Source organism: Ruminococcus gauvreauii (assembly GCF_025151995.1).
GTDB classification, from domain to species: domain Bacteria; phylum Bacillota; class Clostridia; order Lachnospirales; family Lachnospiraceae; genus Ruminococcus_G; species Ruminococcus_G gauvreauii.
Window position 1 is genome coordinate 3,564,351 of record NZ_CP102290.1, and the last position, 20,691, is coordinate 3,585,041.

General features: G+C 52.2%; 16 protein-coding genes. 15 read left to right on the forward strand and 1 reads right to left on the reverse strand.

Annotation, left to right across the window (positions count from 1 at the left end; translation table 11 throughout):
- Positions 1 to 241: 241 nt before the first annotated feature.
- The 7 genes from NQ502_RS16775 (at position 242) to NQ502_RS16805 (ending at position 8,028) form a co-directional block, all read left to right on the forward strand.
- On the forward strand, positions 242 to 1,741 hold the full coding sequence (locus NQ502_RS16775; protein WP_049898484.1) for a sugar ABC transporter ATP-binding protein: 1,500 nt from the start codon (positions 242 to 244) through the stop codon (positions 1,739 to 1,741).
- Positions 1,742 to 1,749: 8 nt separating this feature from the next.
- On the forward strand, positions 1,750 to 2,712 hold the full coding sequence (locus NQ502_RS16780; RefSeq protein WP_028530188.1) for an ABC transporter permease: 963 nt from the start codon (positions 1,750 to 1,752) through the stop codon (positions 2,710 to 2,712).
- Between the two features lie 3 nt (positions 2,713 to 2,715).
- Positions 2,716 to 3,684, forward strand: a complete 969-nt coding sequence (locus NQ502_RS16785; protein ID WP_049898486.1) for an ABC transporter permease — start codon at positions 2,716 to 2,718, stop codon at positions 3,682 to 3,684.
- A 48-nt stretch (positions 3,685 to 3,732) separates the two neighbouring features.
- Positions 3,733 to 4,788, forward strand: a complete 1,056-nt coding sequence (locus tag NQ502_RS16790; protein WP_028530189.1) for a substrate-binding domain-containing protein — start codon at positions 3,733 to 3,735, stop codon at positions 4,786 to 4,788.
- A 54-nt stretch (positions 4,789 to 4,842) separates the two neighbouring features.
- The gene (locus tag NQ502_RS16795) at positions 4,843 to 5,664 is read left to right on the forward strand and encodes a sugar phosphate isomerase/epimerase family protein (RefSeq protein ID WP_028530190.1); all 822 of its coding nucleotides are present in this window, start codon (positions 4,843 to 4,845) and stop codon (positions 5,662 to 5,664) included.
- A 14-nt stretch (positions 5,665 to 5,678) separates the two neighbouring features.
- Positions 5,679 to 6,716 carry a zinc-dependent alcohol dehydrogenase gene (locus tag NQ502_RS16800; RefSeq protein ID WP_044983623.1) on the forward strand — a complete coding sequence of 346 codons (1,038 nt, stop codon included), beginning with the start codon at positions 5,679 to 5,681 and terminating at the stop codon, positions 6,714 to 6,716.
- Between the two features lie 286 nt (positions 6,717 to 7,002).
- Positions 7,003 to 8,028 (forward strand): LacI family DNA-binding transcriptional regulator, encoded by a 1,026-nt coding sequence (locus tag NQ502_RS16805; protein WP_028530304.1) that lies wholly within the window; start codon positions 7,003 to 7,005, stop codon positions 8,026 to 8,028.
- Between the two features lie 54 nt (positions 8,029 to 8,082).
- Here NQ502_RS16805 and NQ502_RS16810 read toward each other — a convergent pair whose 3' ends face one another.
- Positions 8,083 to 8,790 carry a DUF4352 domain-containing protein gene (locus NQ502_RS16810; protein WP_028530303.1) on the reverse strand — a complete coding sequence of 236 codons (708 nt, stop codon included), beginning with the start codon at positions 8,788 to 8,790 and terminating at the stop codon, positions 8,083 to 8,085.
- A 146-nt stretch (positions 8,791 to 8,936) separates the two neighbouring features.
- On the opposite strand from NQ502_RS16810, the gene NQ502_RS16815 reads away from it, so the two are divergent.
- From NQ502_RS16815 to NQ502_RS16850, 8 genes are all read left to right on the forward strand, one after another.
- Positions 8,937 to 11,879 carry an insulinase family protein gene (locus tag NQ502_RS16815; RefSeq protein ID WP_028530302.1) on the forward strand — a complete coding sequence of 981 codons (2,943 nt, stop codon included), beginning with the start codon at positions 8,937 to 8,939 and terminating at the stop codon, positions 11,877 to 11,879.
- 30 nt (positions 11,880 to 11,909) lie between these two features.
- A complete protein-coding gene (gene era / locus NQ502_RS16820) occupies positions 11,910 to 12,815 on the forward strand; it encodes a GTPase Era (protein ID WP_028530301.1) in 906 nt (301 codons plus the stop codon).
- An 18-nt stretch (positions 12,816 to 12,833) separates the two neighbouring features.
- Positions 12,834 to 13,577, forward strand: a complete 744-nt coding sequence (gene recO, locus NQ502_RS16825; protein ID WP_028530300.1) for a DNA repair protein RecO — start codon at positions 12,834 to 12,836, stop codon at positions 13,575 to 13,577.
- A 63-nt stretch (positions 13,578 to 13,640) separates the two neighbouring features.
- The gene (locus tag NQ502_RS16830; protein ID WP_148511996.1) at positions 13,641 to 14,249 is read left to right on the forward strand and encodes a hypothetical protein; all 609 of its coding nucleotides are present in this window, start codon (positions 13,641 to 13,643) and stop codon (positions 14,247 to 14,249) included.
- A gap of 99 nt (positions 14,250 to 14,348) precedes the next feature.
- Complete coding sequence (locus NQ502_RS16835) at positions 14,349 to 15,743, forward strand: glycine--tRNA ligase (RefSeq protein WP_028530298.1); 1,395 nt, start codon at positions 14,349 to 14,351, stop codon at positions 15,741 to 15,743.
- Positions 15,744 to 15,841: 98 nt separating this feature from the next.
- Positions 15,842 to 17,092: a 6-phosphofructokinase gene (locus NQ502_RS16840; protein ID WP_028530297.1), complete on the forward strand. Its 1,251-nt coding sequence runs from the start codon at positions 15,842 to 15,844 to the stop codon at positions 17,090 to 17,092.
- Between the two features lie 209 nt (positions 17,093 to 17,301).
- Positions 17,302 to 19,926: a pyruvate, phosphate dikinase gene (ppdK, locus tag NQ502_RS16845; RefSeq protein ID WP_260046572.1), complete on the forward strand. Its 2,625-nt coding sequence runs from the start codon at positions 17,302 to 17,304 to the stop codon at positions 19,924 to 19,926.
- Between the two features lie 212 nt (positions 19,927 to 20,138).
- Positions 20,139 to 20,411: a hypothetical protein gene (locus NQ502_RS16850; RefSeq protein ID WP_028530118.1), complete on the forward strand. Its 273-nt coding sequence runs from the start codon at positions 20,139 to 20,141 to the stop codon at positions 20,409 to 20,411.
- Positions 20,412 to 20,691: the final 280 nt, after the last annotated feature.

Consider the following 20,691-nt stretch of genomic DNA (forward strand, 5'->3'; position numbering starts at 1 on the left):
ATTTTTTTGTGTGCAAGTAAAAATATTTTATTAAATATAAAACAAAATTAGTTAAAATTTTGAAATAAAATCTGGGGAAAAGTAAAAATATATATAAAATACAATTAAAATATAGTGAAAATGACGTTAAATAAAAAATTAATCCGATAATATTGACAGAAAAAGCAAAATAATGCATAATGTAAAAAGTAAAACAAATATTAAAATATAAAACAAATGTAAAACAAAAGGAGGGGGAAGCGTGGGGGCATATATTCAGATCCGCAATGTCTGCAAACAGTTTTACGGTGTGTACGCACTGAGGGATATCAGCTTTGATATTGAACAGGGCAGTGTCCACGCCATCATGGGTGAGAACGGCGCGGGGAAAAGTACGCTGATGAAGATTCTGGGCGGCGCATACCAGGCGGACGGCGGTTCGATCAGTATTGACGGCAGAGAGCGGAACATCAAAAACGTCAGGGACGCGGATGAGTGCGGAATCAGCGTTATTTACCAGGAATTTAATCTGGTGCCTGAACTGACGGTTGCGGAGAATATCTTTATCTCGGATATACCGAAAAAGACTTTTCTTGGGATTGTGGAAAAGAAAAAGCGATCAGCAAAGGCAAAGGAGCTGCTGGATTTCCTGGAAATCAATGTGGACCCTGATGAATACGTGAAAGACCTTTCGGTGTCGGAGAAGCAGATGGTGGAGATTGCAAAATCGCTGTCAAGGAATTCGGATATCATCATCATGGACGAGCCGACGGCAGCCCTGAATGAGGAGGAAGTCGAAAAGCTGGAAGAGGTCGTGCGTATGCTCAGGAATGAGGGCAAGACGATCCTGTACATATCACACAGGCTGAAAGAGGTGTTTGACATGGCGGATACCGTCACTGTGCTGCGAAACGGCGAGTATGTGGATACGAAACCGATCAGCGAGCTGACGGAGGCGGCCATCATCAAACTGATGGTAGGCCATGAGATCGATCATGGTGCGGTGCGCCCCTGCCATGCAACGGATCATGTACTGATGGAAGTCAGGGGACTGACTCTTAAAAATGTATTTGAAGACGTCTCGTTTTGTCTCCATCAGGGTGAAATACTGGGTGCAGCCGGCCTGATGGGGTGCGGAAGGGAAGAAGTACTGTCTGCGATTTACGGACTGTTCCAGTATGACAGCGGGCAGGTGTTCCTGGACGGGAGAGAAGTGCGATTTAAGAATCCTCAGGATGCCATCGAACACGGCGTCTGTTTCCTGACGGACGACCGCAAGGACAAGGGAATCCTGCCGATGATGTCGGTCGAGGAGAATGTGACCCTGATCTCCATACGCAGCCTGAAGAAGAAATTCGGCTTCTATATCGACCCGAAAGGCGAGCAGGAGCAGCTTCAGAAAATGACGGACTTTATGGCGATCAAGTACGCGAATCCAAAGCAAAAGATCTCATATCTGAGCGGAGGCAATCAGCAGAAGGCGCTGCTGGGACGAGACCTGCTGCTGGACAACAGAGTCTTCATCATGCTGGAGCCGACCCGCGGTATCGACGTCGGGGCTAAAGAAGAGATCTACAACCTGCTGTCCGAGCTTGCACGAAACGGAATGGGGATCATCGCAGTGTTTTCTGATATGAATGAGCTCATCAAGGTCTGTGACCGCGTGATTGTATTCTGTGACGGGCGGGTGACGGGAGGCCTGACGAGAGACGAATTTAACAAAGAACGGATTCTGACGTTTGCGTCAGGAAAGGAGGCGTGAGCGGGAAGATGAAAAAAATCATATCCAGACATAGCGAAAACATCAGCCTGGGAGCTGTGATCATCGTGCTGTTCGCCGTATTTTCCGTGATGCAGCCGAACATGATGACGGCGTTCAATATTAAAAATATTCTGGTTCAGGTCTCGCTGACGGCTATTGCCGCTGCGGGCATGACGTTTGCCTACACGGCGGGCGTATTTGATATGTCCATCGGATCGATCCTGGCACTGGTGAGCGTGGTGGTAGCCAGAGTTGCCACGGCGGCAGGACTGTTTCCGGCGATTCTGGCGGCATTTGCGATCGCCGTGATGGTCGGAATCATCAATGGCCTGATCGTGACGAAGCTGCAGATTCAGGCGTTTGCGGCGACGCTCGTGACGATGATCCTGATCAGGGGCATCGCGGTGCTCCTGGCAAACGGCGCGGATGTTCCACTCTATTCCATGACGAGCGTCAAATTCATCTCATCCGGAAGTGTCGCAGGAATTCCGTTTCCGATACTGCTGACCATACTCGTCTATGCATGTGCCTACTTCATCTACCATGCGACGGCATTTGGGATGAAGATACGCAGTGTCGGTTCCAACGCCGACGCGTCGCGTATTTCAGGCATCAAGACAAACAGGATGATCGTCGCGGCATTCGTGCTGACGGCAGTGACGGCTGTCTTCTCGAGCCTCATAAAGACCGCGCAGGTCATGTTCGGCAAGGCGACGATCGGGGAAGATTTCGCACTGGATGTCATGACGACCGTTATTCTCGGCGGGACGCTCATCACGGGCGGGAAAGGAAATCTGACGGGGACTCTGATCGCCTCGATACTGATCGCGGTGATCAAGAACGGACTGAACATCAATAATGTGAATTCCTATTATCAGCAGCTTGTGATCGGCGTCATCCTGATCTTTGCGCTGGTGGTAAACGGGATCAAGACAATGAAGAACGAAAAACAGATCAGGAGGGAGGGTTAGGATATGAAAAAAGTGAGTGTCGGAAAACACGTCGTAGTGCTGATCCTGGCGGCTTTCTGGATCATCATGTTTGCACTGAACGGGAACTTCCGCATGGGCGATAATCTCGCAAGTATTCTCAGGGAGGCGTCTTCCACGGGAATCGCGGCGCTTGGAATGACATTTATCATTATCATGGGGGATTTTGACCTGTCCATCGGTTCCATGCTGGCTTTTCTCGGCATCGTGATGGCGGGCGCCATGAATTCTGCCGGGATGGTCCCGTCTCTCATTCTTGTCTGTATCGCCGGGGTGATATGCGGGCTGCTCAACGGAGTGATCGTCTCATATTTTAATGTGCCGGCATTTATCACGACGCTGGGAACGTACTACAGTTTCCGTGCGCTGGCGTACATCCTGAATGATGCCAATACCATCATGTGCACAGAACCCGCGTTTCTTCAGATCGGGAACGGAAGCATAGGTATCATACCGATCCCGTTTATCATGCTGCTGGTGCTGGCGGTGATCGGGGCGGTGATCTTAAACCGGACGGTATACGGCAGAAATGTCCGTGCTCTGGGAAATTCGATGAAGGCGTGCAGCATCAGCGGGATCAACACGAAGCGGGTAAAGACACTGGCGTTCATGCTGATGGGATTCTGTACAGCGGCGGCCACGATGATCGTGACGGCGAGACAGGCGTGCGCCAGCCCGGATGTGGCGACCAATTTTCATTTTGATGCGATAACTGTTGTGGTACTGGGAGGAACGAAACTGACAGGAGGGGAGGGTAGTATTTTTAACACAGTGATCGCAGCGATCCTGTATGCGAGTGTGGCTAATTGCCTGAATCTGTATCACGTGGATGCAAAATGGCAGAGAATCTGCATGGGAATCATCCTGCTGCTGGCATTCTCGTTTGATTTCATCCAGCGTACGGTCGGCAGACTGCGGGAAAACTCTCAGAAAAAGGCAGCACAGAGTGCATGACACAAATGGAGACAAAAACATAGTGAAAGACAAGCAAAGGAGAAGAATATGAAAAAAATTAAAAAAATGCTGGCGGTAATCCTGATAACGATCCTGGCGATTTGGCTCATCGGATGCGGTTCCCCGTCAAAACAGGAGGAACAGACGGGCGGCGCGGCGGCTGATACGGCAAAGACGGATGAAGGTGAGGACGGTGAAGATACAGGAAAAGATGCAGAAAAACCGTCCGGGGATTCCAAGGGAGTGATTGCGTATTCCTGCTACAACATGAGCTGGGAATATTACGTGACGCTGGCAAAGGGCGTAAAGGAGGCGGCGGAGGCAGCCGGGTATGAATACGTGGAGCACGACCAGCAGAGTGACCAGAGCATTATGATCCAGGGATGCACGGACCTTCTCAATCAGAACATCGCATGTCTTGTGCTGACTCCCTGCAAACCCGAGGCGGCTGCAAATATTTACAAGATCGCTGAGGAAAAGGGAATTCCTGTCGTGCTGGCGGATATCAGTACCGAGGCGCAGGGATACCTGGCATGCCTGAAATCGGACAATTATGACGGAGGCGTACTGGCTGGAAAGTATGCGGCGGAAAAACTGGCGGATACGGATGGTTCTAAGAAAGCCGCGATGATCACCGTGGACCCGTCCAACACGAATATTGTGCGGAGTGACGGATTCAAAGACACCGTGGAAGCGGCAGGATGGCAGGTAGTGGCAGAGCTGTCCGGACAGTCGGAACCGGATATCGCATACTCCTGCATGCAGGACATCATCACGGCAAACCCGGATGTGGAGGTCGTATTCTGCAGCAATGACCCGATGGCGATCTCGGCATCGCAGGCGGTCGCCGATGCAGGCCTCGTACCGGGGGATGATGTACATATCATCGGGTATGACGCGCAGACCAACGTATTCGAGCCGATCAAGAACGGTACGGTGCTGGGCACGGTTGCACAGGATCCGTACGGCATGGGTTCGGGGTCCGTGGAGGTGTTCCTGAAAAATCTGGACGGAGAGGCCCCGGAGTATGATGATGAGGCAACGAAGATTATCTATACGGATCAGTGGATCATTGACAAAGACAATGCGGCTGAATACGAATAAGCGACGGCGGCAGTAGGCCGCCGCCGGCTGCGATCAGTGACAGGAGTGTGCAGGATGAGAGGATTTCAACTGGGAATCTGCATGTGGGGATTTCCTATGCAGGGACCGACCGGAGTGCGGATGGCGGCGGAAATGGGATTTGCGGGCGCGGAGATCGATCTGGGGCCGTATGAGAACGGATACCCGCTGTCGAATTCACGGATTCAGAATGAATATCGGAGGGTGAGCCGGGATTTTGGGATTGCGATCACGTCGATCGCAGTCGAGCTTCTGAACCGCTACGGACTCACCAATCCGCTGGACACCAGAAAGGGAATGATCGCCATGGAGGGGTGCCGGCGCGCGATCGATGCGGCGGCACAGATGGAGGTTCCTGTGGTCCAGCTCCCCAGCTTCAACGACGGGGCGATCCTGGACGAGGAGGGATTTCTGAACACGTGCGAAAAGATCCGGCTGCTGTGCGAATATGCTGAGGATGCGGGGGTTGTCCTTGCCACAGAAAACGCGCTCTCCATCGGTGACAGCCTTCGGATGATGGAGGAAGTGAACAGCGGCCGGTTTGGGCTGATGTTTGACACACAGAATTATTTCCTCGCGGGGGCATCCGACACGGCACAGTATCTGAGGGAACTGGCGCCCCATGTGGTGCAGATCCACTTAAAAGACGGGTACCACCGTAAGCTGAGCAGCGCGCTTCTCGGGACCGGTGAGAGCGGATTTATGGAAACAGCACAGGTGATCCGGGAGACGGCGTGCAGCGAATGGCTGCTTCTGGAGAATTACTACAACCAGGAGCCTTTGAGCCGGCTGGATGCGGATCAGTTTGAGATTGTAAAAAAAGATGTGGAGATAGTAAAACGAATATTTGAATTGTGATGAAGGAGGACTCTATGGATAAAATGTTGGCGGCGGTATTTAAAGGGAACGGTGTGCTTGAGCTGGAGAAACGTGAGGTGCCAAAGATCGAAAGGCCCACGGATGTGCGAGTGAAAGTGACGGCGGCCGGAATCTGCGGCAGTGATCTGCACGTGCTGCATGTTCCGCCGGCACAGTACGCGAAGCCCGGGACTGTGATGGGGCATGAATTCTATGGAGTCGTGGACGCCATCGGCGATGAAGTCACGCAGTTTGCGGCGGGCGACACGGTGGTGGTCGATAATATTGAGAAATGTCATGTCTGTGAGTACTGCAGGCGGGGAATGGACAACCTGTGTCCGGATGCCGAGATTTACGGTCAGACGAAGCCGGGAGGATTCGCGCAGTATGCTGTCATTCCACAGGCTCAGTTGTTTCACATGCCGGCATCGGTGCGGCCGGAGCTGGCGGCGCAGACCGAACCGCTGTCGTGTGTCATGAACGGCATGAGAAAAATAAATCCCATGCCGTCGCAGCGCGTGCTGCTGTACGGCGCGGGACCGATCGGCCTGACGTTTATCAAAGTATTGAAATTGTACGGTGTAAAACAGCTGGCAGTCTGCGAAATGGCAGAAGACCGGAGGGCGTGGGCAAAAAAATGCGGAGCCGATCTGGTGATCGACCCGTCCGGGGAACCGGTCGGCGAGACGGTGATGAAGAAATGGGGCGGCATGTTTGACATCGTGATCGACGCGGTGGGCGCCGGTGCGGTCTTCGGCGAGGCGGTCAATCTTCTGAATGCCGGAGGAAAAATGCTGATCTTCGGTCAGAACGCGAACGCGGTCTCACAGGTGCCGCCCGCGGTGATCACGCGCAATGAGCTGACCGTGATGGGAACGTACTGTGCACACAATACGTTTCCGTATGCGATCGATCTGCTTCAGGACGATAGGCTGGGGCTGGAGGAGATCGTAAGCCATAAGCTGGAGTTAAAGGATATTCTGACGGGCATACAGCTTCTGCGCGAACAGAAGGCGTGCCGGGTGATCATTTATCCGAACGGTATCGTATAAATTGATTTTGGATGTATGGGGCGCTTGCAATTGCAGTGAAAATCATTTATTCTTATATCATGATGTTGGGGTCAAAAGGTCTTTTGCCCCCAACTGATGCCTACGGCTTGCTCCGCACTTCGTGCTCCCGCAATCCTGTAAACATTCGGAATCCGCTGATTTACTGCGTAAATCGCTTCTTCCTCATGTTTGGCGGGTCCCAAGATCAAATGCCTTATCATGCAAGCATGAACGGTATTTGACCTTTTGACCCTGGCATCATATCATAACTGCTGAGGTGAAGAAGATGAAGGTCACGATAAGAGACATTGCAAAAATGGCAGGCACATCCCCGTCATCCGTCTCCCTGGTACTGAACAGTAAACCGGGAGTGCGTATGGAAATGCGGAAACAGATCGAACATCTGCTGCTGGAAAACGGATATACACTGAAGAATCAGCCGGAGCGTTCTTTGGATAAGAGAAATATATGTTTTGTCTATTACAAAAGTACAAACTGGATCGCAAACCGGAAAGATAACTTTCTGATCAGAGTCCTGGACGGCGTTGAGCGGGCATGCTCCAGATACAATTGTTCCATATCCATCATCAACGCTAATTATGACAATGTGAGCAGGGTGCTGGGGGAGATCAAAAGGGAGCAGTCGGACGGGATCATCTTCCTGGGAACCGAGTTCGCGCACCGTGCGGATAAGATCATGGTTCCAAAAGACGTACCCTTTGTGTGCATTGACCGCTATTTCGAGGAGGAGCCGATCAATACGGTCAATATCGACAACCTTGGAAGCCTGCACGCCGCGATCCGCTACCTGATGCAGCTGGGACACCGAAGGATTGGATACCTGACAAGCGATCTGGAATCCGGAGCGCTGGAGCACAGAAAGCGAAGCTTTTTCGAGGCCATGGAGCGGATGGGGCTGGAAGTAAGACCGGAGTATGTGGTGTATCTGAACATGCTGCGGGAGGAGGCGGAAAAAAGCCTGGAATCCTATATCAAAAATCAGTCGGAACTGCCGACGGCATTTTTGGCCTGCAACGATGTGATGGCGATCGCCGCGATCGGGATCTTTCAGCGTTTCGGATACCGCGTTCCCCAGGATATCTCGGTGATCGGATTCGACAATTCCGGGATCTGCGATATGATCGTCCCGGGCCTGACGACGATCCATGCGGATCTGGAACGGATGGGCGAGCTGGCCGTCGAGCGGCTGCAGATGATGCTGGGACAGGACCGGCAGGAGATATTGAAAGTGACAGTGGGGACAAAGTTGATCCACAGAGAGACTGCCGGACCGGCAGAGAATGTAAAATGAAGCAGTGGAACGCGGACGATTGATTTCGTCTGCGTTCCACTGTCCTGTGTTTCCCTATTTTAATTTAACGTCAAACTGTATCTCTTCCTGCGTCTGAGCATCCGTGTACACCAGAGAACCTTCCCTGAAATCTTTTCCGACCTCGAAGGCCATCTGAGCCGAACAGGATTCTCCTTCATTGATCAGCTCTGCGGAGTCAAGCGAGCCGGAATAGTACGGGGTACATACGGTATCGCCGACCACTAATTTAAAACTCATATCGTCGACCAGAAGGGCTTCCTGCGCGTTGTTTTTATAAGTATAATCGATGACGACAACGTTTTCCGGATTGCTCGGGTTGTTGGAGTCACGTTCGTCAGTTGCCACGATACCGTCGATCTTCAGTGTGTACTGTTCGGCACCGGACTGACCGGTAATGACATACTCCTTGTCGGCCGGCGCGGATTCTATGGAATCCAGATCGGGAACGGTCGTATCGGTCATTCCCTCGCCCTGTATTTCTTCGACGGGCGTCTGATCGACATCATCCCCGCCGGGAGCGTCCGCCGCATCGGAGCTGCTGTCGGTATCCTTCAGGTCAGCAGCATCGTCCTTTTCCTCTTTTTCGGGGGATTTTGTCTTATCAGCTTCACCGGTTGCCTCTGCTGTCGGTGTATGTTCTTTCGCCTTGTCCGCATTTTCTCCCGAACTGCAGCCATACGCTGCGAACATCAGAAGACCGGCGAGTGAAACGGTCAATAATAATTTTTTTCTCCTCATCATTCTCTACATCCTTCCCCGGATTCCCTAATATCCGTTTTATTTATTGTAGCAGATATAAATCCGCAGTACAACTAAAGAAATTGTGAAAAAAATAAACAAAATGTGATATACTACGTTTATACGCATGAACGAATTGGAGGACATATATGAAATTTGAGGATTTGAAGGCATATACCGTATTGTCTGAGGAAGACATTCAGGATATAGGCTCCAGGGGCTATCTGCTGTTGCATAAGAAAAGCCGTGCCCGGGTGATGCTTCTTGAAAATGACGACGAGAACAAAGTATTTAATATTGCATTCCGCACACCTCCCGCAGACAGCACCGGCGTGGCACACATTCTGGAACACAGCGTACTGTGCGGATCGAGACAGTTTCCGCTGAAGGATCCGTTTGTCGAACTGGTCAAGGGCTCTTTGAATACCTTTCTGAATGCCATGACATATCCGGACAAAACGATGTACCCGGTAGCCAGCTGCAATGATCAGGATTTCAAAAACCTGATGCACGTGTATCTGGATGCCGTTTTTTATCCGAACATTTACAAGAAGGAAGAGATTTTTCGCCAGGAGGGCTGGCACTATGAGCTGCGGGATGAAGAAAGCCCGCTGTGCTATAACGGTGTCGTATACAATGAGATGAAAGGTGCGTTTTCCTCTCCGGAGGAGATGATGGACCGCGAGATCTTCAACACGCTGTTTCCGGATACGGCTTACGGCGTGGAATCCGGCGGGGATCCCGAACACATTCCGGAGCTGACGTATGAAGCGTTTCTGGATTTCCACAGAAAATACTATCATCCGTCAAACAGCTACATCTATCTGTACGGAAATATGGATATGAAAGAACGCCTGGAATGGCTTGATAAGGAGTATCTGAGCGGTTTCGAGGCGTCCGTGCCGGACTCGGAAGTCCGGTACCAGAAGGCGTTTGACGCCCCCGTGGAGCGCAGGCTTTACTATCCGATCGCAGATCATGAACCGGAGGAGGAGAATGCCTACCTGACATGGAATGTCGTGGTTGGTGACAGTCTGGATGTGGAGCTGAACATGGCGTTTCAAATCCTTGAATATGCACTGCTCTCGGCGCCGGGAGCGCCGCTTCGGCAGGCACTGCTGGATGCGAAGATCGGGAAGGATATCATGGGCTCCTATGAGGACGGGATCCTGCAGCCGTTTTTCTCTGTCGTTGCGAAGAACGCCAGAGCAAAAGACCGCGATCGTTTTCTTGAGCTCATCCACGAGACGCTTCGGCAGCTGGCGGATGAGGGGATCAACCGCAGGGCGCTGGAGGCGGGGATCAACTATTTTGAATTCCGTTTTCGCGAGGCGGACTACGCGTCCTATCCGAAAGGCCTGATGTATGGCCTCGATGTGTTCGACAGCTGGCTGTATGATGATGAAAAACCGTTTGCCTATCTGCATCAGCTAAGCGTCTTTGCATCTCTGAAGGAAAAGATAGAGACCGGTTATTTCGAAGGTCTTCTGAAGGAATATCTTCTGGAGAATCCGCATACTGCCATCGTTGTCGTTGAGCCGAAAAAGGGACTGGCGAAGGAGATGGAGCAGCGGACGATTGAGAGGCTGGCTGCCCATAAGGCATCGCTGTCCGCCCAGGAGATACAGGAGCTGATCAGCCGTACAGAAGCGCTGGAGGAATACCAGACGGCGGAGGAGACGCCGGAGGCGCTTGCTGCGATCCCGATGCTTACACGCGGTGATATCGGGCGTGAGGCGGCGAAGCTGTATAATGAACTGCGGACCCTTTCCGATATGCCGGTGCTGTTTCATAATCTTCCGACGAACCAGATCGGTTATCTTACTCTGCTGTTTGATACAAAAAGCGTTCCGCGCAGGCTCGTTCCCTATATGGGGCTGCTGAAGTCCGTGCTGGGATATGTCGATACGAAGCGGTTTTCCTATGCGGAATTATTCAATGAGATCAACGCGAACTCCGGCGGGATCATGTGCGGAATTCATATCCTGACAAAGGCGGATGATATACAGTCCTGCATCGGACTGTTCGGCGTCAAGGCAAAATGCCTCTATTCACAGCTGGGGTTCGTGTTTGATATGATCGCGGAGATTCTGACCTCGTCGAAACTGGATGATGAGAAACGGCTTTACGAGATCATCGCTCAGCAGAAATCGCGGATGCAGATGTCGATTCCGAGTTCCGGACATGCATCAGCGGTATCGAGAGTGACTTCCTATTACTCGGCGAGCGGCTGCATGCAGGAGGAGATCAGCGGCATCGGATATTATAAATTTATCGAAGGACTGGAAGAGCAGTTCGAGACGCAGAAAGCTGCCATTATCGCGAACCTGAAGGAGCTGATGAAGTTTCTGTTCCGACCGGAGAATCTGATGATCAATTATACGGCGGATGAAGAGGGGTATCGGATGCTCGAACAGTCCGTACCGGACTTTGCGCAGATACTGTGTACGGAGCCGGTCGCTGAAGATCCGTCTGTATTTACCCCGCACCGGAACAACGAAGGGTTTAAGACTTCCGGACAGGTGCAGTATGTGGCAAAGGGTGGAAATTTCAGGAAAGACGGGTACTCCTATACGGGTGCGCTGCAGATCCTGAAACTGATCCTGAGCTATGACTACCTCTGGACGAATATCCGTGTGAAAGGCGGGGCATACGGCTGTATGAGCGCTTTCAAGCGGACGGGGGAAAGCTACCTTGTATCCTACCGGGATCCGAATCTCGACAAGACGCTCGCCGTCTTTGACGGGACGCCGGAGTACCTGAGGAATTTCAGCGCCGATGAACACGAGATGACAAAATATATCATCGGAACGATCAGCGGACTGGATACGCCGCTCACTCCGCAGGGGAAGGGAATGCTGTCCTTCAATGCGTTCTTCTCCGGGATCACAGAGGAAGCTCTGCAGAAAGAAAGAGATGAGATCCTGGGTGCCGAAGCGTGCGATATCCGGAATCTGGCGGATATCGTAGAGTCGGTGGTTTCACAGAACAATATCTGTGTGATCGGGAGCGAAGCCGCGATCGATGAAAATGAAGACAAATTTTTTGTGACGAGGCATCTGATCGGGGATAATACGCCGGAGACGGCTTAAAGAGAGATAAGAGAAAAAACGGGAGGGTATATGAACGAAAACTATAAATCCGGCTTTGCCGCAATCATCGGGCGGCCGAACGTCGGCAAATCGACGCTGATGAATCAGCTGATCGGACAGAAGATCGCCATCACGTCCAAGAAGCCGCAGACCACCCGCAACCGCATCCAGACGGTCTACAGCTGCGAGCAGGGACAGATCGTGTTTCTGGACACGCCGGGGATCCATAAGGCGAAGAACAGACTGGGTGAATATATGGTCAATGTGGCACAGCGCACGCTGAAGGAGGTGGATGTGATCCTCTGGCTCGTGGAGCCGTCCACGTTCATCGGGGCAGGGGAAAAGCATATCGCCGGGCAGCTGGAGGGTCTGAACCTTCCGGTGATCCTGGTGATCAATAAGGTGGACACGGTGCCGAAGGAAGAGGTGCTGCTGTTCATCGATGCTTACCGGAAGCTGTATGAATTTGATGAGATCATACCGGCTTCCGCGCTGCGTGGACAGAACACGGATGATATTATCGACAGTATCTTTAAATATCTGCCGTATGGACCGCAGTATTTTGACGAGGACGTGGTGACAGACCAGCCGATGCGCCAGATTGTGGCGGAAGTCATCCGCGAGAAGGCGCTGCATGCGCTGGATGAGGAGATACCGCACGGAATCGCAGTTTCCATCGATCTGATGAAAGAACGCAGAAAAGGGAATATCACGGACATTGAGGCGACGATCGTCTGCGAACGTGAATCGCACAAGGGGATCATCATCGGGAAGCAGGGGGCGATGCTCAAGAAGATCGGTACGAATGCACGGTACGAGATCGAGCAGATGCTCGAAGGGAAAGTCAACCTGAAGCTGTGGGTGAAAGTGAAAAAAGACTGGCGCGACAGCGATTTTCTGATGAAGAATTTCGGATACGATAAAAAAGAATTATAGAAAGAAGTATAAACAGACATGAGCGGACCGGTAACTGTGAACGGCGTTGTCCTTCTGGCGGCGCCGGTGGGGGAATATGACAAGCGAGTTGTGCTGCTGACCAGGGAACGCGGAAAGATCACGGCATTTGCACGCGGGGCACGGAAAAGTACCAGTGCACTTCTGGCAGCAGCCAATCCATTTGTATTTGCCGCGTTCCGCGTATATGAGGGGCGCAGTGCATACAGCCTGGTTGCGGCTGAGGTTTCGCACCATTTCACGGAGCTGGCCAGGGAACAGCCGGGTGTGTACTACGGATTTTATTTTCTGGAATTTCTGGATTATTATGGCCGGGAGGGCGTAGACGCCTCCGATATGGTGAATCTGCTGTACGCCGCGCTGCGCGGCATTGAAAATCCGAAGATACCGAACCCGCTGGTTAGGCGGGTCTTTGAGCTGAAGCTGATGACTCTGAATGGCGAGTATCCGCAGGTCTTCGAGTGTGTCCGCTGCGGCAGGAAGGAAGAACTTGTGACATTCAGCCTGGGGAGGAGCGGCGTGCTCTGTACGGAGTGCTGCAGGGAAGACAAGGCAGGCGTACCGGTGAGCGCATCACTCCTGTACACGATGCAGTATGTGATCTCCTCGCCCATCGGGAAAATGTACAGTTTTACCGTGACGGATGAGGTCCTGCGGGAGTTCGAGCGGCTGATGGACCGGTATGTCGGCCTCTACACGGATAAAAAGTTTAAAAGTCTTGAAATACTGAAAATGATGTGTTGAAAATATGGGCACCAGAGGTTATAATTGAAACTTGAAGTAAAACTGGCACAGGAGGCAGAAACGTTGAAAAAATACATAGTGCTTTTGGCCGGTGTACTGTTCATATTGCTCACTGGCTGCGGAGCTGCGGCAGACAACAGCACGGTCGCGATCGACAAAAAGGGAAGAGTGACGTCTGTGATCGTGGACAGCTTTGACAAGACTTATTACGATGCAGAGAAGCTGGAAAGCGCGGTGGAAAAAGCCGCCGCCGCTTACAACAAAGGGCAGGATGCAAAGAAGGTGTCCATGAAACAGTGCAGGTATGACAAAAAGCAGCAGGAGATCCGTCTGGAGATGGAGTACGCTTCCTGCGGCGACTATGAGGCATTCAACCAGGTGACACTGTTTGACGGGACGATGGCGCAGGCCGGGGAGACATATGATTTTGAGGGTACGTTCCTGGATGCGGGAGGAAACGAGGTCGCTGCAGTCAGCGCCCGGTACCCCGATGCGCGTGTGACCGTGACAAATGAGCCTGTGGATGTGGTGACACGCGGGAAGATTCTGTGCGTCAGTGAGAATGTAAAGATTCTGGGTGAGAAAAAAGCCCGGGTTGAAGCTGGGGAAAACCAGGATAATGAAAATGCACAGACCAGTATAGCGGGCTATGCTTATATCATCTATCAATGAATAGATACCAGGGTCAAAAGGTCGTGCGTTTCATGCTTGCATGAAAAAGCATGACTTTGGGACCCGCAAAACATGATGAATATAAAGAGGAGAAATGTGATGGAAAAAACAATGGACAAAATCGTTGCTCTGGCAAAGTCGAGAGGATTCGTCTATCCGGGATCCGAGATCTATGGAGGACTTGCCAATACCTGGGATTATGGAAATCTCGGTGTGGAACTGAAAAACAATGTGAAGCGGGCGTGGTGGAAAAAATTCATCATGGAAAACCCATACAATGTCGGTGTTGACTGTGCGATCCTGATGAATCCGCAGACATGGGTGGCATCAGGACATCTGGGCGGATTCTCTGATCCGCTGATGGACTGCCGTGAATGCCACGAGCGTTTCCGTGCAGACCAGATCATCGAGAACTTCAGCGCCGAACACGGAATCGAGCTGAAGACTTCCGTTGACGCGTGGTCACAGGAGGAGATGCGCACATTCATCGACGAGCACCAGATTCCATGCCCGACATGCGGCAAGCACAATTTCACAGACATCCGCCAGTTCAACCTGATGTTCAAGACGTTTCAGGGTGTGACGGAGGATGCCAAGAATACCGTTTATCTGAGACCCGAGACGGCGCAGGGCATCTTTGTAAACTTTAAAAATGTACAGCGCACCTCGAGAAAGAAGATTCCGTTCGGAATCGGCCAGATCGGAAAATCCTTCCGAAATGAGATCACACCGGGCAACTTTACCTTCCGTACCCGCGAGTTTGAACAGATGGAGCTGGAATTCTTCTGCGAGCCGGATACCGATCTGGAATGGTTCGCCTACTGGAAACAGTTCTGCCTCGACTGGCTGAAAGAGCTGGGGCTGAAAGAAGAGGAGATCCGCGTCAGAGACCATGACAAGGAAGAGCTCAGCTTCTACAGCAAGGCGACGACGGACGTGGAGTTTATGTTCCCGTTCGGCTGGGGCGAACTGTGGGGAATCGCAGACCGTACCGACTATGACCTGACACAGCATCAGAACACGTCCGGACAGGATATGACGTACTTTGATGATGAGAAGAAGATCAAATACGTCCCGTACGTGATCGAGCCGTCGCTCGGCGCGGACCGCATGGTACTGGCCTTCCTCTGCAGCGCGTACGATGAGGAAGTTCTGGATGCTGAGAAAAACGACGTGCGCACGGTGCTTCATTTCCACCCGGCGCTGGCGCCTGTGAAGATCGGTGTGCTCCCGCTGTCCAAAAAGTTAAATGACGGCGCACTGAAGGTATTTGAGATGCTGTCGAGAGAATATAACTGTGAATTCGATGACCGCGGAAATATCGGAAAACGCTACCGCCGCCAGGATGAGATCGGAACTCCGTTCTGCGTGACGTACGATTTCGACTCCGAAGAAGACGGAGCGGTAACCGTCCGTGACCGTGATACGATGGAGCAGGAACGCGTGAAGATCGAGGATCTGGAACGCTACATGGCGGAGAAGTTCCGTTTTTAATACTGCCTTTTCGCGAAATGCCGAAAAACAGTTGTCGAAGGCGAATGTTTTTGCTATAATCGAAAATAGATGATTTTAACAATTAGGAGGAAATTATTATGGCACAGAGAAATATCGTTGTAGGTCAGTCCGGCGGACCGACTGCTGTTATCAATTCCAGTCTTGCAGGTGTAGTTGCAGCTGCCAAAGATCTTGGCTATGACAAAATCTATGGTATGCATCACGGAATCCAGGGGTTCCTGAACGAAGATCTGGTTGATATCTCTGAATATGTAAAAGATAAAAATGACATTGAACTTTTGAAGAGAACACCTTCCGCATTCCTCGGATCCTGCCGTTTCAAACTTCCGAAGATCGAAGGAAACGAAGAGATCTATGACAAGATCTTCGAGATCATGGAAAAGAACGAGATTGAATGTCTGTTTTACATTGGCGGAAATGATTCCATGGATACGATCAAGATGCTGTCCGACTATGCGGAATTGAAAGGCAAAAAACAGAGATTCATGGGTGTTCCGAAGACGATCGACAACGATCTGCCGATCACTGACCATACACCGGGATACGGTTCCGCGGCAAAATATATCGCTGCGTCCTTAAAAGAAGTGATCCGTGACAACTCCAGCTTCGGTATCGAAAAACCAACCGTAGTTGTAGTTGAGATCATGGGACGCCATGCAGGATGGCTGACAGCAGCCGCTGCTCTTTCAAGAGGAGAGGACTGTGAAGGACCTGATATGATCTACCTTCCGGAAGCAGATTTTGACATGGACGATTTCATGGCAAGAGTGAAAAAACTCTCCGAAGAGAAGAGTTCTGTTGTGATCGCTGTATCCGAGGGTATCAAGCTGGCTGACGGACGTTTCGTATGCGAACTCGGTTCCGCTTCCGACTACGTGGATGCGTTTGGTCACAAACAGCTGTCCGGATGTGCAGTCGTGCTGACCAATAAGATTCAGTCCGAACTGGGCCTGAAATCCCGTGCGATCGAGTACTCCACACTGCAGAGAGCGGCTACTCATCTGGCTTCCCTGACAGACATCAACGAAGCATTCACCGTTGGATACCTGGCATGTAAGGCGGCTGATGAAGGCAAGACAGGCATGATGGTGACGATCGAAGTCGTAAACCGTGACCCGTATGAGGTTGCTTATAACATCTACGACATTCATGCGATCGCAAACGTGGAGAGACCGGTACCGGCTGAGTGGATTGTGAACAACGGCACGGATGTGAGCGAAGAATACGTGAAATATGCACGTCCTCTGATCATGGGCGAACTGACACCGATGATGGTGGAAGGTCTTCCGAGACACCTTGTGTTAAACAAATCTACTTACAGAAAATAATGTTGTTTCAGATGCCTGTGCATCATAAAAACGCATAAGACTCGTTATACCGACGCTTTTCGGCAGATATTGCCGGAAAGCGTTTTTTTTCTGCATGGGAAAAATTGTGTATATTGCACAAATAATCCAAAAATATTCTTGACTCGAGTGGCATATATGTTAAGATTAGAATATGAAATACCACCAAAAAGGTAGTAGGAGGTAATACGATGGCAAAATGGGTTTATATGTTCAGGGAGGGAAATGCGGATATGAGGAACCTGCTGGGCGGCAAGGGTGCCAACCTGGCGGAGATGACGAACCTCGGCCTTCCCATCCCGCAGGGGTTCACGGTGACGACGGAAGCGTGCACCAACTACTATGAGAACGGGGAGCAGGTCTCGGACGAGATCCGGCAGCAGATCTTTGCGGCGCTCGGAAAGCTGGAACAGCTCCAGGGGAAGACCTTCGGCGACGTCGGCGACCCGCTGCTGGTGTCGGTGCGCTCCGGCGCGCGCGCATCCATGCCGGGCATGATGGACACGATCCTGAACCTGGGACTGAATGATGAGGCGGTGGAAGGATTCGCCAGGAAGACGGGCAACCCCCGTTTTGCCTACGATTCCTACCGCCGGTTCATCCAGATGTATTCAGACGTGGTGATGGAGGTGCCGAAATCCTTCTTCGAGAAGATCATCGACGAGGTCAAGGAGGAAAAAGGCGTCCATTACGATACGGAACTGACGGTGGAGGACCTGAAGGTGCTGGTCGGCAGGTTCAAGGCGGTCTACAAAGAGGCGATGGGCGGGGAAGAGTTCCCGCAGGAGCCGCGCGAGCAGCTGATGGGCGCGGTGCAGGCGGTGTTCCGCTCCTGGGACAACCCGCGTGCGATCGTGTACCGCCGGATGAACGACATCCCGGGGGACTGGGGGACCGCGGTGAACGTGCAGGCGATGGTGTTCGGAAACATGGGCGACACCTCCGGCACGGGCGTGGCGTTTACGCGGAACCCGTCGACGGGGGAAAAAGGCATCTACGGGGAATACCTGATCAACGCACAGGGAGAGGACGTGGTGGCCGGGGTGCGCACGCCGCAGCCGATCACGAAACTGGAAGAAGACATGCCGGAGTGCTATGCCGAGTTTATGGAGCTTGCGATGAAGCTGGAGGAGCACTACCGTGACATGCAGGATATGGAGTTCACGATCCAGGAAGGGAAGCTGTACTTCCTGCAGACGAGGAACGGGAAGCGGACCGCGCCGGCGGCGCTGCGGATCGCCTGCGAGCTGGTGGACGAAGGGAAGATCACGGAGGAGGAAGCGGTGCTGCGCATCGAGGCGAAGTCCCTCGACCAGCTGCTGCACCCGACATTTGACGCGGGGGCGCTGAAAGCCGGGAAGGTGATCGGAAGCGCGCTGCCGGCATCCCCGGGTGCGGCCGCGGGGAAAGTATATTTCACTGCGGATGAGGCGAAGCTGGCGCATGAGCGCGGCGAGCGCGTGGTCCTGGTGCGCCTGGAGACATCCCCGGAAGACATCGAGGGGATGCACGCGGCGGAAGGCATCCTGACGGCACGCGGCGGCATGACCTCCCACGCGGCGGTGGTTGCAAGGGGCATGGGCACCTGCTGTGTCTCCGGCTGCGGGGAGATCAAGATGAATGAAGACGAGCGGTACTTCGAGCTGGGCGGCGAGACGGTAAAAGAAGGCGATTACATTTCCCTGGACGGGACGACCGGCAGGATCTACCTGGGCGATATCCGGACGAAGGAGGCCGAGATCGGCGGGAACTTCCAGCGGATCATGGACTGGGCGGACAAATACCGCCGGATGCAGGTGCGCACGAACGCGGACACCCCGGCGGATACGAAAAAAGCCGTGGAGCTGGGCGCGGAGGGGATCGGCCTGTGCCGGACGGAGCATATGTTCTTCGAGCCGGAGCGGATCCCGAAGATCCGCAAGATGATCCTGTCCGACACCCCGGAGGCGAGGGAAGCGGCGCTCTCGGAGCTGATCCCGTTCCAGAAAGGCGACTTCAAGGCGATGTACGAGGCGCTGGAGGGCCGCCCGATGACGGTGCGCTACCTGGACCCGCCGCTGCATGAGTTTGTGCCGACATCGCCGGAGGACATCGAGGCCCTGGCGGCAGAAATGGGCCTGAGTGCAGATGAGGTGCGTGAGAAATGCGACGACCTGCACGAGTTCAACCCGATGATGGGGCACCGCGGCTGCCGCCTGCCGGTGACATACCCGGAGATCGCACGGATGCAGACCCGCGCGGTGATGGAGGCTGCCATCGAGGTGAAGGCGGAACAGGGCTATGACATCGTGCCGGAGATCATGATCCCGCTGGTGGGTGAGAAGAAAGAGCTGAAGTTCGTCAAGGACATCGTGGTGGAGACGGCGGAGAAAGTAAAGGAGGAGAAGGGCTCGGACATCGCGTACCATATCGGGACGATGATCGAGATCCCGCGTGCGGCGCTGCTGGCGGACGAGATCGCGGAGGAAGCGGAGTTCTTCTCGTTCGGCACGAACGACCTGACGCAGATGACGTTCGGGTTCTCGCGGGATGACGCCGGGAAGTTCCTGGACGCCTACTATAAGGCGAAGATCTACGAGTCTGACCCGTTCGCCCGCCTGGACTTAAACGGGGTGGGCCAGCTGGTGGAGATGGCGGCTGAGAAGGGGCGGAAGATGCGCCCGGGCATCAAGCTTGGCATCTGCGGGGAACACGGCGGGGACCCGAGCTCGGTGGAGTTCTGCCAGAAGGTAGGGCTGGACTACGTGTCCTGCAGCCCGTACCGTGTGCCGATCGCACGGCTTGCGGCAGCGCAGGCTGCGATCAAACAGAGGTAGCCGAACCTTTGTGTGATTTTGAAGCAAACAGAGCAGATTGAGTAAATAAGAGACAGACCTTGAGTCATTAGAAATATCTTTTGGCTTGAGGTCTTTCCTGCACTTTTGTATAGGAATGCTGCCCTAAAGAAACTGCATGACAACCATAATAATTGATGATATAATATATTCATAAAATAGTAATTATACTTTTTAGAAGGCGGTGAGATGATATGAAAAATTATTATAGCACGATTGACAATATTGTACTTACATTTTCAGATGTAGAAGAAGATAAAAATGGATTTGACTCTATCACATTTCGCTTTGAACGTACTAATGATAATGGCTTTGACTTTGCTGAGGGGGTTTTGCCGGAAAACCAGATTTATAAAACTTATGGATTTTCCGAAGATGAGCTGATGCAGATGCAGGAATATTTAAAAAATAACAGCTTCCTTATTTGGGAGATTGCAAGCGAAAAAGGAGACAAGCAAAGTGCCTAAAGCGTTACTTGATTTTTTGGGGTATACATTTTATTTTTAATATCAGATATTGCAGGATGGCATAGAGTATTCGAATAATTGCCATGAGGTGGGAACGAGAGAACAACGGTCTGCTAAGACACAGTGGGTCACCTCAAAAAAGCAGGGGTTTTATAACAGAACAATTAGGTCAAGAGAGGCATTGGCGTGAAGCTGATGCCGCTTTTTCTATTGGTTAAAATATTTATAAGTTTGGCATGTTTAAAATTGTTTGTTCATATGGTGTCATTCATAAAAATGA